This window comes from Phycisphaeraceae bacterium (genome assembly GCA_019636795.1).
Lineage (GTDB): Bacteria > Planctomycetota > Phycisphaerae > Phycisphaerales > UBA1924 > JAHBWW01.
Window position 1 is genome coordinate 430307 of record JAHBWW010000004.1, and the last position, 14540, is coordinate 444846.

At 61.3% G+C, this 14540-nt stretch carries 10 protein-coding genes; 3 read left to right on the top strand and 7 right to left on the bottom strand.

Annotated features, from left to right (window positions below):
- Positions 1-14 precede the first annotated feature (14 nt).
- Together KF757_10790 and KF757_10795 are read left to right on the top strand one after the other, a co-directional pair.
- Positions 15-473, top strand: a complete 459-nt coding sequence (locus KF757_10790) for a hypothetical protein (protein ID MBX3323467.1) — start codon at positions 15-17, stop codon at positions 471-473.
- A 26-nt stretch (positions 474-499) separates the two neighbouring features.
- A complete protein-coding gene (locus tag KF757_10795; GenBank protein MBX3323468.1) occupies positions 500-703 on the top strand; it encodes a hypothetical protein in 204 nt (67 codons plus the stop codon).
- A 36-nt stretch (positions 704-739) separates the two neighbouring features.
- On the opposite strand, the gene KF757_10800 is transcribed toward KF757_10795, so the two are convergent.
- The 7 genes from KF757_10800 to KF757_10830 form a co-directional block, all read right to left on the bottom strand.
- Positions 740-1327: a tetratricopeptide repeat protein gene (locus KF757_10800; protein ID MBX3323469.1), complete on the bottom strand. Its 588-nt coding sequence runs from the start codon at positions 1325-1327 to the stop codon at positions 740-742.
- Positions 1324-1854: a hypothetical protein gene (locus tag KF757_10805; protein MBX3323470.1), complete on the bottom strand. Its 531-nt coding sequence runs from the start codon at positions 1852-1854 to the stop codon at positions 1324-1326. Before KF757_10805 ends, KF757_10800 begins: the two co-directional genes overlap by 4 nt.
- The gene (locus KF757_10810; protein ID MBX3323471.1) at positions 1851-2702 is read right to left on the bottom strand and encodes a hypothetical protein; all 852 of its coding nucleotides are present in this window, start codon (positions 2700-2702) and stop codon (positions 1851-1853) included. Before KF757_10810 ends, KF757_10805 begins: the two co-directional genes overlap by 4 nt.
- Positions 2699-3163: a hypothetical protein gene (locus KF757_10815; protein ID MBX3323472.1), complete on the bottom strand. Its 465-nt coding sequence runs from the start codon at positions 3161-3163 to the stop codon at positions 2699-2701. Before KF757_10815 ends, KF757_10810 begins: the two co-directional genes overlap by 4 nt.
- Positions 3160-4749, bottom strand: coding sequence for a type II/IV secretion system protein (locus KF757_10820; protein MBX3323473.1), 1590 nt, complete (start codon positions 4747-4749; stop codon positions 3160-3162). The genes KF757_10815 and KF757_10820 overlap by 4 nt, the downstream gene beginning before the upstream one ends.
- The gene (locus KF757_10825) at positions 4746-7136 is read right to left on the bottom strand and encodes a hypothetical protein (protein ID MBX3323474.1); all 2391 of its coding nucleotides are present in this window, start codon (positions 7134-7136) and stop codon (positions 4746-4748) included. Before KF757_10825 ends, KF757_10820 begins: the two co-directional genes overlap by 4 nt.
- 239 nt (positions 7137-7375) lie before the next feature.
- A complete protein-coding gene (locus KF757_10830) occupies positions 7376-7948 on the bottom strand; it encodes a hypothetical protein (protein ID MBX3323475.1) in 573 nt (190 codons plus the stop codon).
- Between the two features lie 1159 nt (positions 7949-9107).
- On the opposite strand from KF757_10830, the gene KF757_10835 reads away from it, so the two are divergent.
- Positions 9108-14540: RHS repeat protein (locus tag KF757_10835; protein MBX3323476.1), on the top strand; the 5433-nt coding region annotated here is incomplete at its 3' end.

Consider the following 14540-nt stretch of genomic DNA (forward strand, 5'->3'; position numbering starts at 1 on the left):
GAGGAGGCTGAGCCATGCCGTCACCGTCACCAACGGGTTCTAACGGTGGAAAGGGGCCCAAGAGGCGGCCTCGCGGGGCCAAGGCTGATCCCGTCGCGATGCCGAGCTCGCCTGAAACAGGCATCGTGGCTGCTGGCGATGCTGGGCGAGGCGGCTCCGGCGGGCGAGATGCGCGCGGGCGGTTTGCGTCGGGCAATCGATTCGCCATCGGCAATCCGCAAGCGGCGCGGGTCGGGCGATTGCGCTCGGCGATGATTGAGTCGGTCACGATCAAGGACATGGGTGAAGTGGTGGCGACGGTCATTGAGCGTGCCAAGGCTGGCGACATGGCGGCGGCGAAGTTGCTCCTCGATCGCGTGCTGGGGCCGGTGGTTGCGATCGATGTGCTTGCGCGGATCGAGGCGCTCGAGGCGGCAATGGATGAGACACCTACGGAGATTGGAGTAAAGCCATGGGCCTTGACAAGCGCCTAGCGAAACTTGAAGGAAGGATGAAGAACATGAGGCACGAGTCAGGCTGTGCGGCGTGTGGCTTTCCGGCCACGGCGATTGAGCCGTTCGTTCTTGACAAAGACCTCGGCGAGCCGTGCGAGCAGTGCGGACGCGAGAGGCATCGAGACGGTCGGCCGTTTATCGATTGGAGGCCACTGATCATTGTGGTGGGCGAGGGGTGCGAAGTCGGGGCTGGGATTGGTGGCGAGTGAGAGAGGAAAAGCCAGTTCAAGATCAAGTGAGACGAGTCAGTCGGTCTCCCGCATTTTGAGCCTTTGCGTGAGTGCCCAGGTTCGCCATTGCTCGCTTTGGCTGCGGAGGGCGATATCGTCGAGGAAGCCTGGGGTGCGGTCGTCGGTGCGACCTGTGCGGAGTTGGAGGCGAGCCAATGCCTGGGTGGTTTCGAGGTGGCCCGGGTAGACGGCCAGTGCGGCGTCGTAGGCGGCGAGGGCTTCGTCGGTGCGGCCAGCGCGCTCGAGGACGAGAGCGAGGTTCATGCGCGGGTCGGGATGGCCGGGCATCAACTTGCGTGCCCATTCAAACTCCGAGGCGGCCTCATAGAGCATGCCGCTCGAGAGATACAGGATGCCGAGGTTGTTGTGGGCGGGGCCAAAGTACAGATCGGCACTGAGCGCCTCGCGCAGAAGTTGCTCGGCCCGCTGCTGGTTTTTCTCCATCTGTTCGATGGCCTGTGCTGTGAGTTTCTGCGCGAGCACAGTGTTGCGGGCCGCTTCAGTCGGTGTTGCATAGGGGCTGTGAGCAGGGCGAGGCTGGGTCGAGCAGCCGCCGCACAGCAACGTGATCAAGACACACCAGAACATCACGTTGTGGATCATCGCTTGATCTCGCTTTCACGCGCGTCGTGCACGGTCATGGTGAGCACTGCCAGCACCGGCAGATCGCCGCCTCGAGCCGCGTCGGATCGCTGCGGCTTCAAATCGATCGCGGTGATGACCCATCGCGGCTCCTCATCGCGCCACAGACTGAGAAAGCGCCCGAGATCTCGCAGAGACGGTGCCTGGAGCGTCAACGTGGCACGACGTTGGAGAGCCTGGGTCGTGCCGACTGTCTTGAGCACTCGTTCTGATTCCGGCGACACGCTGATGATGGTGCCGCTGGTCAGGCCCGCCCGAGCAACGATCGAGGCGATGCGATTGGCCAGAAGGCGATCGGATGTCGGTGACTGCGCATCAGCCTCGGGTAGTGCGTGCAGCGCTTCGACATGTCTGGCAATGTCCTGCATGCGCGCGCTTGTCGCGCTTGCCTGCTCGTGTGCGCTTCGCCAGCGCGGCATGGCGCTGAGCACCATGGCGGCCGATGCCATGATCGACACGGTCCAGATCAGGACAATGCGGCGAGTCATGGGCGAGCCTCCGCGCGGCGCGAGCGGGTGTCGTCGGGCCGCAAGCGCAGGGCGATGCGCGACAGGCCGCGGGCGCTGCTCAGACGCGGCTCTTCAAGACGCCAGCCTGCGGGGGCCGAAATCGCTTCGAGCAAAGTCGCCGGATCGACCGAGGTCGAGACAGCGATCTGGATGTCGGCCTCGGCGACATTGATCGATTCGACAAAGGCATCGGTCGCATCGGGCCAGGCTGAGAGCACCAGCGCCAGCGTCGTCGTAGCATCGGCTGGCAGGGCAAGAGCCGAGGCCAGTTGCTGGCGATCCTGACGCTGGACGAGTTCACGCTCAAGCGCCTTCGCATCGACATTGGCATGCGCGAGCATCTGCTCGATGGCAGCTTGGCCACGGTTGGCGCTGGCGTGATGCGCCTGCGCACGCCGCTCGAGCCCGAGTGCCGTCATTGCAGCGCACACAAGCAGCGCTGCGGCGTACACAGCGTGCCCGACGGTGCGCCGGCGCGTGAGGCTGCGCGGTGCATACCGACCGACGAGGAAGTTCAGACGCGATGGATCGAGGTCGCTGTTAAGCCAGTCGGGCAGCGCTGCAGGATGCAGCGAGATGACGTTTCGAGTGGATGGGTCCGACCAGACGTGCCCGATATCTGACGTCGGAGCCGCGCACACAATGGTCTGGCCGCGCCCGTCGCACGCCGCCACCGCATGCAGCGTGTCGGCATCGCACGGGATATCGGCTGCGGCCTCGTGAAGCACTCCGGCGGGCGCAGAGCCGTCCTTGCACCGCACCGGCCACTCGATGACGGACCAGTAGCAGCGGTCCGTGGGCCACACCACATCTCGCTCGCTGCTCATGACCCGCCTCCGAGCAGTGACAAGGCCACCGTGCGCTCAGCGTCGCGCACGACCACCGTGGACGGATCGATCGACTCGATGACGCGGCCTCGCGCCACCTCCTGCCCCACGCCCACCGAAATCATCGCATCGCGGTCAGGGTCATAGAGCACCGCGCGCGGCGAGCCGCCTTCGTAGATGATGGCGATCAGTTGCAGTTTGAGTGGCGGGGGTGGAGGCGGCGGCTTGGGCGCGGCTACCGCGACCGGCGGCGGAGCGACATACCAGATCGGCGCGGCAAAGGCCGCCTGATCGAGTGCTTCGCGCGCTGCGGCGGCGGGCGGCTCGGTCGCCTGCTGCGCGAGCATCTCAAACTCGACGGCTGCAAGTGGCCACAGCGACCAGATCGACACCGCCACGAGCACAACGCCGCACACCGCGACATGTCTCTTCCACCCAGGCGCGATCTCGTGCCGGCTCATGTCGCAAGCTCCTCGCCAGCGTCAATGACACGCGAGAGTTCGGCGGCAGTGGTGAGGCCCGCAGAGACCAGCGACAGGCCGTGCTCGTGCAGCGTGCGCATGCCGCGCGAGCGGGCCAGCGCCAGGATCTCATTGGCCGGGGCACGCTCGCTGATCATCGAACGCAGGGACGCATCGAGCACCAGCAGTTCAAATAATCCGGTTCTGCCCTCAAAGCCTGTTGACAGACAGGCTTCGCAGCCGCGGCCGCCACACGCGCCGTGCACCGTGCGCACCAGACGCTGGGCCAGCACCGCACTGAGCGACGACGAGACCAGAAACGGCTCGACGCCGAGATCGAGCAATCGCGCGATCGCGCTGGCCGAATCACTGGTATGCAGGGTCGAGAGCACCAGATGCCCGGTCAGACTCGCCTGCACCGCAATCCTGGCTGTCTCTTCGTCGCGAATCTCGCCGACCATGATGACATCGGGATCCTGCCGGAGAATGTGACGCAGACCTGTGGCAAACGTAACATTCTTCTTCGGATCGACCTGCGTCTGGCTGATCGCAAGCCCGGCACCCGACAGGTCGTATTCGACAGGGTCTTCGACCGTGACCATGTTGAGTTCGCAGCCGCGCAGCGAGCCGCCGGCGTTGGTCGCGCTGATCCACGCCAGACTCGCATAGAGCGTCGTGGTCTTGCCGCTGCCCGTCGGGCCCGTCGAGAGCACGATGCCGCTGGTGCGCGCGATCTGCGCCAGATACGCACGCTCAAGCGCATCGGGCATGCCCAGCGCAGTAAAACTCGACAAATGCGGCGAGCGCGCCGGATCAAGCAGACGCAGCACCACACGCTCGCCATACACGCTCGGCAAGGTGCTGATGCGCAGGTCCGCCTGCCGACCCGTGGCCGCAGCGTGCCGCCCGCCCGCGCGACCGATCGAGACCGACGCGCGTCCATCCTGCGGCGCCCGGCGCTCGGCCACATCAAGGCCCGCCATCACCTTGATCCGGCTGACCACGCTGGCCGCGACGGATGATGGAAGCTCACGCATCGTGTGCAATGAACCATTGAGCCGGTAGCGCACCAAGGTGCGTTCACGCAGCGGCTGCAGATGCACATCGCTCGCGCCCCGCACCAGCGCTTCAAACAGCACCAGATCGACCAGCCTCACCGCTGGAGCCTTGCCGTGCGTGCTCAGGAGATCGCGCTCGGCCTCACGCACGGCGGCATCAAGATCGCTTGTCACATCGTCGCTGGCCTCGAGGATAATCGCCCGTTCGGCAGCCTGTTCTTCATCGCGCTCCGAGGCGTACGCGCGGTCAATCGCAATGGCGAGATCCTCGACGCCGCACTCGCGCGTGCAGACCTTGCATCCGAGTCTGACGCCGACATTGTGCAGCACGGCCTGTCGCGTACTGCCGGCGAAGAGCAAAAGTTCGACATCGTCCGCCCTGCCCGCACTGAGCACCAGGTGCCGGCGTGCAAACTCGTGATCGATCAAGCGAAGAAACTCATCGCTTGGCCGCGCCGACAAGGCATCGCTGCCGGGTCCACCACCACCCGCCGAAGCCGGCGCGTCGCTGGTCGCTGCCACGCTCACCGGATCACCCTGGGCTCAACCACCGGCCAGCCCGTCTGGAGGTCGAGTTCGTCGGCCCGCCGATCCGACAGATGCCGCAGACTCTCAAGATCGTGTTCACGCATCACGCTCGCGCGGATGAACACATAAAACTTCGATCGGCTGCTCGCACGGCTCCTGCTCTTGAAGGCCTCGCCCACGACCGGGATCCGGCCCAGCAGCGGCACCTGCGTCACGCTCTGCGACTCATCTTCGATCTCGATCCCGCCCACCACCACGGTGTATCCATCGGGGATCGTCGCCACGCTGCTCACCCGGTTCTGCTGTCGCGCCGGAGGCAGCGTCGGCGAAGACGCCGGACCAAGAAAGGCGCTGAGCGACACCGAGTACTCGAGCAGCAGATGATCGCCCTCGGCGATCTGCGGCACAATCGTCACCGTCGTGCCCGCGTCCTGCGTGCCGCCAAACGACGTCGTCGAGACCGTGTTCGACGCATTGACGCTCGCAAACGGCTGTTGCACCACCGAATCGAGCCGCGCCACCTGGTTGTTGCCCACCAGCAGCGTCGGCATACTCACCGAACGCCCGTCCGAGATGCTCTCGATCGCGCGCAGCACAATCGAGAAATCGCCCGGATTCAGAACCACTCCCGTCAAGCCCGTGGCGGACACCGGGCCGTCGAGTTGACCGTTCGTGCGTGTGCCCAGGCCAAACAGCGACGACAGCCGGATGCTCGTCTGGCCTGACATCGCCAGTTGCTCGAGTTCCACGCCAAGATCGCGCGACTGACTTTCGGTCAATGTCACCAGCAGCACATCGAGCATCACCTGCGACTGGCGGACATCTAAGGTGCGCAGCAACATCTCGATCTGAGCGAGCAATCGCGGCTCACCGGCTGCGATGAGGGTGTTGGTATGTTCGTCGGCCGACAACATCACCGCGCTGCCCGCACCTTGCTGCATTGTTCGCCCACTCGAACCTGACGCTGCTCGTGTCGGCGAGACGCCTGCCTCGCCGCCCATCGGCGGAGGCGCGAGCGTCACGCCGTCATCGCGCATCGACGCTTCACGCACGCCGCTTGAGCTTCGTTCTGATTCGGCCGCCGCCGCTTCCAGGATGCCACTGGTCAGCAAGTGCTCCAGAATCGAACGCATCTCCAGCACCGAACGGTTGCGGATGACAAACGTCCGCACCGGGCGACGGGCGGCTGACGGTGCCGAGTCCAGCCGCTCGATCAACGCCGCGATCTGTTCGTGCGATGCCGGTGTGGTTGTTATAACCAGGCTGCCTGTGATCTCATTGATCACCATCCGCCAGCGGTCATCCGTCGGCTGACGTACCGTCTGCTCGATCAGCGATGCAATATCACGCGGCGCGAAATGCAAAGGTGTATAACCCACCGTATCGAGCCGCTCACGAGAATCAAGATCGGTCACGAGCAAGCGAAGAGAATTAAGATCGTCTTCGGTCGCGATCAGCAGCACCGAACGAGGATCGGCCGCCGCCACCACCTCGCCTTTCATCTTCTGGCCGGTTGCAAGTTCCCGCTTGGCCGCCACCTGCATTACAATCGCCGCCATCTGCACGCCCGAGAGGTTGGAGAGCGCCACTTCCTCGACCCGCGCCGACGCAAACGGAACATCCGCCCTCGCCGCAATTTCTAACATCTGCACCAGCCGCGACGAGAGATCGCTCACCACCACCATGCTCTCGCCCACCGCCTGCACGCTGCCGCCGGGCTTGGAACTCAGACGAGTCAATGTCTCAACAACCTCGCGCGCCGGACGATGCCGCAGCCCGAACCCGATCGAGCGAAACCCCGGCTCGGGGCTGAACGCCGAGCGCGGGGAAGTCTGAGCACCCGCAGGAACATCTGGCTGCCCATCGAGCAGAACTCCAGCTCCTTCGTTTTCCTTCGCGTTCCGTTCCCTTGCGTGGTCATCGTTCGCGTCGCGGCCCCCTGCAAGCCCCTCGCCCACAGGCAAAAACGCGGCCGCAGCATGGGCCGACGCCATCGCTGCACGCACATCATCAAAAGTCTCAAGCGGCGCAAAGCCCGCCGCATCCGCAAGCCGCACCACGCTGTACGTCCTCTCACCCGTCAGACGCACCGTGGTCAAACCCCGCGATGTAAGAACGCGATTCATCAGCGCCCAGAGTTCGCGATCGTCAACCCCAGTTTCAAAACGTAACGTCGCCGACCCACGCACCACCGACGCATCATACTCAATATTCACCCCCGCCCGAGCACCCGCAAGATCCACCAGCCGAGCAACATCCACCTGACCGGCAGGAAGAGTCTGAGTAGGCTGGACGTATTTGGCGTTTAAGGGTAGAGAATATGAATGGGCGGTCGAAACAGCGATCATCGATCCGGCCAGCAAACAAAATGGCAAAGATGCGATCATCGCTGAAGTCGACCTTGAGATCAATGTGTGCATGAGTTGTAAAGTCTACAGGCGGTGCTCGCTAAGCACAAGTATGTCCCAGTTTTTGTCCGTGTACTACTTTGCGTTACGATTCTTTCGAAACCCCCCAATTAGGTTAGGGCGCGAAGATTGCCCCGCTATTGGGGGGGCATGTCGTTGATCAAGTGCTCACCCATCAACTACAAACATGCCATACACCTGTTGAAACCTGATGCGAATTACTCCTGCCCCCACGAGTCAAGCACTACGGATACATCGTTGAGATTTGCATTCAGATTCACTTGAGCCTGGGCAACGGCAAGATCAGAGCGGGCTTGAAGCAGCGTAGCCTGATGCCTGCTCTCCAAGGATTCGTCGCGGCGCGTTGCCCTGCGTTCAGCGACCAGGGCCCGTCGAAGAGTTGCCTGGGAGGCGCTGTCGCATTCATACGCACTCAGTGCGATCGGCAATCGGGATTGGCCCGCGAGGAACGACGTTGATGCCGCGTTGGGTCCGGGTCGGCCAACCTCCGACCAGATGAGACTGCGCAGCTGTGATCGAGCTTGAACCAGTTGTTGTGACAATCCAGTGCGTGCGGCTTCCGCCGCCGCTAGCGCGACTTGCGCATCCTCATCAAGTGGATTGGATGCTAAGCGATCCGTCATCAAGGCAATCTGCTGTAGGCTCTCGGATAGGCTCCCATACAGCGCGATCAAGCCGGAGCACAGCGTGTCACAACCCTCGAAGGCGGCAAGCATGACGAGTGTTCCAGTAGCACTGATGCCTTCCGAGGCCAGAACCTCAGGCATCATTCCCGCCTCGATCAACACGAGGGCTTGGTCTGAACCGGTCGACAGCGAGGAGCTCGGTTGGCGATTCACAGCCAAGGATGTTGTGCAGACGAACATCGCGAAAATCAACATAAATCCTGTGAGTTTAAACATTTACGACACTCCGTCACCAGGTGCTCATCTCATTCTCATCATAGCGTAATCTGCCGAGCGTCACAAGCAATCGATGTTCCGCTAGCAGGGGCGTGGAAAAAATGTGCACAAGACGGTGCGCCGTTGTGAAGCTGAGTCGAGCATCGGGATTCTGGTACGCTGCGGCTCAGGCAAGGCTGACCACACGAGGATTACTACCATGAATCGTACCAACATGACCCTGTTGACAATGCTGCTCGCCATGGTGTCCTGCGGCGGCTCGGCGCTCGCTCAGGCCTTTCCTGTCGAAGAGGTGATGCGGCAGATTCAGGCTCGGTTTGAATGGATTGCGAATTACCACGGTGCGCCCAACTCGATTGGTTGGCTGAATCGACCGAGCGACGATGCGACAGCTCCTGCTTATCCGCCAGATGGGTGGTATTCAGCGGAAGGAGCACTGAGCGATGAACAAAAGGCAGAGTTGGTGAATGATGCAATTGCTGCATTTGAAAGCGATCCTTTATCTGGAAGTATTTCCCTCTACATGCACTTCATCATTCCAACTCTGCATCCATTTGGAAGGCATTATGAAGATCAGGTTATTATTAATGGCACTGCGAGGAATGTATGCAGCAATTACTTGACTGGGGATCTGGCGGTCGGTCCGGCCGATGATGCAAATTACCTTGAAATCTTGGATGAGCTTCATGAAAATGTGCAAGAACTAAGATTTGTTGCCGGCCAGTATCAACTCTGCTTGTCAGAGAGTGACAATTCCTCGCGAGAAGTTACTGGGATTGAGGGAGGACAAAGCAGCGAATCGTGTGGAGGGGCTAGAGGGCTGGAATCTGCGTACATTGAGAGTGAATGGAACAATAGTGAATGGGCTTGCCCGGGCACCAACCCGTCATGCCTTAGCGGAGCGCTCAGTGCCTCTGCCGTATATACATACGTTTATCACCCTGGATCGGTCGACCCACTTGTTGATCCAACACATTGGGTATGGATGAGGATGGGAGCCACACGAGCTCGTGTGCGCATAGTAAATTTGGATCATCTCGGTGAAGATGATGTTGTTGAGCTCTATGTCGCTATGATTGAAATCGACAACCACGATCCGAACCTGCCTGTTCCGGCTCCTCCGGCTCCATTACCGTATCCCGACGGATTCTACGCCGTCATTGATGCCTCGACTTCAGGCGATTGTGACGGCCCGATGCTCAATGATGTGGCGGGTCCTCTCGACCTCTTTGCTGGAATTCCGTGCGCGTTCGTCCAAGATGAAGTTGATGGCTCTTTATATGGTAATGCCGCAGTCGGTTACAAACCGGCGACCCCGCTCAGAGCAATCATTGAACCCGCCTTCCATGAGTTTCCCGAGAATCTTGTCGGCGATGAGAATGGTGAGACTTCAGACGGCTCCGGGGGCAATGGAGGCGCGGGGATCGACGAAGCTGAAGTTGATTGCGGTGACGGCGGTGCGGACCCTGATTCGCCCGCCGACGCTGGCGAACCCTCGCCCGATGACCCGCAGGGTGGTGGCACCACAACCGCTGCGGTGTACCTCGTTACCGGACACAAGGTGGAGCAGGTTGTTGACGTCGTTGTGCCCGTGACCGGGCCTGATTATCGCATCGTGCGTGGCTACTCGAGCGATCCGGATCTACATACCTCGTCGGGTCCGGTGCCGGGATTGGTTGGAGCCAACTGGCAGATATCAAGTTTTCGCAGGCTGTGGCGCGATGCGCACGATTATCTTCATCTTTCGGGTCCACCGATGCACAAGTTCAGGTCTTTTGAACCTCAGTATGATCCCATGCAGACGATCGTTGGGTGGGGCCCGGGCGGGCGACGTGTTCATTGGGGAATTCTCGAACTCGAAGATATCGAGATCGATGGCGATGTCGTCGATGTCTACAGGCTCTCCGAGCCAGGGGGAGGCTTTCTTGATTTCAACAAGGCAACAAGGAATATTGCGCAGTGGAGCGACTCGTACGGAAACCGCCGCATCTACAAGTATCGCCAGTTTGGAGATTTGGCCTCGACGATTCGCCTGAGCACAATTTATCTCAATGGCACGCCTGGTGTTCTTCTTGGGCCGGATGCTCCGGAGGCCGTGGTTGAGTTCGATTGGATCGTGTCCGAGGCGAACCCCGCGGTTCGCGGCCGGCTTGGCTCGATCGAAGTCTACCGGTTCGACGCCCAGGGACATCGGGTTCTCACGCAAACCTGCCAGTACCGATATGCAGGCCAGCAGGGGGTTGCGTCTCACGGTGATGTGGGTGCGTCGGATATCGGACTGCTCATCGAGGTGGTGCATCGCACGCTGCTTGACGGCGACCCCTCTGAAGAGGACTCGTGGAGAACGAGGATCACTCAGTACCGTTATCACGAGACCGAAACCGCCGGAACTGAGTTGGACGATCGTCTCAACGCCCGCGGCCAGTCGATGCAGCTCGAGATGATTATTCAGCCGGAGCAGATCGAGTTCTTCGCAAACGCCTGGGGGATTGAAGAGTCTGAAATCAAGACCATGCAGGAAGCCGCTGACATTCTCCGCACCGTCGGGGATGATGCAACGGATCTGGAAGGAACGGGAATCGAGTTGATCGATCTTTGCGCCAAGATTGTCGACTACGACAACGCTTCGAATCGTGTGTCTCGCCAATGGGTGCAGAGTTCATGCGGATGCGGCGGCGGTGCGGCACAGGGTGTGCAGCTGGAGTACGACTACTTTTCATATGACTGGGCTGGCGGGTCGAGCCGCCCGGGCATGACAGCCCGCATTACCGAAAGCATTGACGATGGCACCGGGGATTATCTGGAGTATCGCACCTGGTACTATGACTTCGAGCGGCTTCGTAGCGGCACTAACGTGCAAGGCAAGCCGTATCCCGCGTACATGGTGTCGCGCGCGATCGCGGACTCATCCGGCGAGACGTCTCGCATCTGGGCGAAGGCGTGGGACTACGTGGACTGGGATCTCGGAGAGGAAGCCGACAACAGTGAATATGGCAATCTGCTGGTTCAGTACACTCCATCGGCAGTGACGTCGTATGTGCCCTGCGATGAAGTTGACGAAGCCCCCGATTTCACAGCGGACTCAACCGCGGGTCTTGCCTACACGTTCGGCTACAACGGGGAGAATCGCCGCGCTCAACTGTGGGTCAGCAAGGCAAGTGGTGGCTACGACCTGATTGAAGAGCGCGAGTACGTGGAGTCCGAGGACTATGAATGGCATGTCGAAGAGGAGCCGCAGTATTTCCGAACCGACTTGATCAAGACGATCAAGAGATATCGCGTGGCGGGCGGCACAGCTGACCACGACATTGAAGTGACTTCGTTTTCGTATGGGTTCTTTGAAACGGAACAGAACGCACTGGCCTATGTCAAGGCCGAAGTTGAGCGCGAGATCGAGGCTGAAAACGGTCCTTCTGGTACAGAGAACACAGTTGCGCGATATGAGCTCTTTGACGCCAGGGGAAACAACGTCTGGTCTGCGCACCCGGGTGCGGCCCCGGAAGAACTGACGCTGACGCACCGCCGTTACATGAGAGGATCCGGGAGATTGTCGGCTGTCGTTCGCAACGCAATGGCTGAAGATCCCGGCGAACTTGGATCGGAAGGCGGAGCGCATGACCTGCCGACGTCGCACGCGGAGTTATCAACGGATGGCTGGGGAACAGCCTCGGATGCCAGTGACGAACTGGTCACTGTGTATGATCGAGACCTGCTCGGGCGGGTAACACGGATCATTGCTCCTGGTGGAGTCGCGCGGTACACCAGGCGAGAGATGCGATGCAACTCGCTACGGAGCGGTACGCTCTATCTGGCCACGATTGATCTTCCTCACCGCCTCCTCGATGACTCGTTTGACAGTCTGGCGAGCGTGAACTGGGTGAATGCAGGCGGCCAGGCGATCCGCAGCAGCGACTACACGCTCGATCCCACGGAAGAGTACGACCCGCTCGCTGGGCTCTACGAGTTTGAATCAACTCCTATCGGGCAGACTCCGCTCACCGATGCTCCGCAAGGCGAGGTCTCGCGGCGCGTTGTGCATCACTCGATTGCCGGATTGGTCACACAGATTCAAGAGTGGGAAGATGTCAGCGGCGGGGCGTGGAATACGACTTCGTTGTCATACGACAGTCTCGGTCGCCTGGCGCGCAGAATTGATCCCAACGGCACGATCACCGAGCATGAGTACGATGTGATGGATCGCGTCACACGCGTGCGCGTCGGCCGGGATGAAAGCGGCTCAGAATACGATCCGGTGACTGTACTGGAGCACTTCTACGACAGCGCCCAGACCACGACTTCGGGGGTCGGCAACGGCAGCCTGACGCTTGTGCGGCAGCACGAAAACGGGTCTACTTTCCGAGATACGAAGCAGTATTTCGACCATCGCGATCGTTTGATCGCGGTCGAAGCGCCAAGCGGCGCAAACACTCCCGATCAGGTCTTCAAGTACGACAACCTCGATCGGCTCATCGTCCAGGCGACCTACGCGGCCGGGCATGCGCACGCACTGGATGAAATCGACCCCGCGACGACGAATACGGACCGGGGTTCGTACATGGTGCGCATGTACAGTCAGCGGGGGCTTGTCTATAAGGAGCGTACGGCGATCAATCCCGCGGCCGGCTCGCCGGACTTTCTTGAATCGAACACCTGGTTCGACGATCAGGGTCGGGTGATTGCGCAGTGGGGTGCCAACGGGCCTGCGGTCAAGCGAGCCTATGACGCGCACGGCAGGGCCACGGTCGTGTATGTCACCGACCGGGCCGACGACGAGTTGCCGGGCGCATCGGGAAATTATGCGGACGCTGTGGATGTCGCGGGCGATCACATCATCGAGCAGACCGAGTACCAGTACTCGCCCGCCGGGCGCGTCACCGGGGTGTCCCGTTTCCTGCGCCGGCACGATGACACCAGCGGCACCGGGGCTCTGGATGAGAACAGCGCTGTTGCCATGTACACGGGGTTTGTGTACGACGATGCGCTGCGCAGAATCGGTACGGTGCAGTACGGCACCAACACTGCCAACGATCTGTTCGAGATCAGCGGCGAAGCGCCGGAGTTGCTGACATCGCTGCCGGATCGCGCGACGAACCCGGAGTGGCTGATCGAATCGGTCACATATGACACGCGCGGCATGATGCTTGACGCTGTGGATCCGGCCGGTAAGGTAACGCGGCTGCTTCGGGATGATCTTGGGCGCACGGCTGCGAGCATCGAGAACTTCGATCCGGAATCCGATCCCGAACTCGAGATCACCTGGGATTCGGGCAACGGGCGGTGGACTGTGTCTGACGGGCTGGATCATGCCAGGATGGACACCAATCGGGTGACTTCGTATGTGTACGACGGGGTCGGCAACGTTGTTAAGCAGGTTGCGCATCTCGCCGTGCAGGACGGCTACGACACGATCGAGGAAGTCCAGGTCACTCGATATGTTTACGGCACAACCAACGCCGCCAGTCCCGGGGCGATTGATTCCCTGATCGCCAGTCGTTCGCTCCTCAGGGAAGTGCATTATCCCGATGAATCGACCGGCGAGCCGGGAACCACGGACGCTTACAAGGTGTTCTACGGCTACAACCGGCTGGGTGAGTTGCGCGGTGTCAAGGATCAGAACGGGACGATTCATGTCTACGAGCGCGATGCCATCGGGCGCGTCACGGCGGACATCGCCGACACGCTCGGGAGCGGCATCAGCGGCTGGGCACGGCGCCTCGGGGTCTCGTACGACCCGCTCGGGAGGCTCAGGGAAGTGACGACCTATTCAGATACGTCCGGCACTACGGCGATCAACGGCGTCAAGTTCACCTACAACGGGCTGTGGCAGGTGGAGAAGGTGTTCCAGGACCACAACAGCGCCGTGACCGAATCGAGCGGCACGCCCACCGGCGACACGCGCGTGGTGACATACGACTATGACCAGGCCGACTGGGAGAACGGCAACTACAGTCGTCTCGCATCACTCGGATATCCAGCGAGCGACGGCGCGCCCACGGTCTTCTATGGCTACGGCTCGGGCACCATTGGCGACCGCGTCAGCCGCATCGCGAAACTGCGCATGGATATCGACGACGACACCAGCGTCGAGGACATTGTGCTGTACGACTATGTGGGGATGGGCATCTTTGCTGTGGTGGACTATGCCGTGCCGGATTTCGGGCTTGACCGCACGGTCCATCTCAATGGTGAGCGCGAGAGCGGGGTGTATCCCGGGTTCGACCGTCACGGCCGCGTGCTGCGGCAGATGTGGGTGGACGGCGGGTTCGACGAGCACGCGAGCAACGCGGCGGTGCCGAACATTCCTCCGATTGTGGCCGAGGTGTATGCCTACGACGCGTCCTCGAATCGGATTTCGAAGCACGATGCGCGGCCGGGGGCGCACCTGCCGAATCGCGACTGGAACTACACGTATGACGATCTGGACCGGCTGGTGCAGGCCGATCGCGGGGCGGCGGTGACG

Coding starts and splice junctions, on each gene's coding strand:
- KF757_10810 (MBX3323471.1), bottom strand. CDS start 2,702: ATGAGCAGCGAGCGAGATGTGGTGTGGCCCACGGACCGCTGCTACTGG.
- KF757_10825 (MBX3323474.1), bottom strand. CDS start 7,136: ATGATCGCATCTTTGCCATTTTGTTTGCTGGCCGGATCGATGATCGCT.
- KF757_10830 (MBX3323475.1), bottom strand. CDS start 7,948: ATGATGCCTGAGGTTCTGGCCTCGGAAGGCATCAGTGCTACTGGAACA.
- KF757_10805 (MBX3323470.1), bottom strand. CDS start 1,854: ATGACTCGCCGCATTGTCCTGATCTGGACCGTGTCGATCATGGCATCG.
- KF757_10815 (MBX3323472.1), bottom strand. CDS start 3,163: ATGAGCCGGCACGAGATCGCGCCTGGGTGGAAGAGACATGTCGCGGTG.
- KF757_10795 (MBX3323468.1), top strand. CDS start 500: ATGAGGCACGAGTCAGGCTGTGCGGCGTGTGGCTTTCCGGCCACGGCG.
- KF757_10790 (MBX3323467.1), top strand. CDS start 15: ATGCCGTCACCGTCACCAACGGGTTCTAACGGTGGAAAGGGGCCCAAG.
- KF757_10800 (MBX3323469.1), bottom strand. CDS start 1,327: ATGATCCACAACGTGATGTTCTGGTGTGTCTTGATCACGTTGCTGTGC.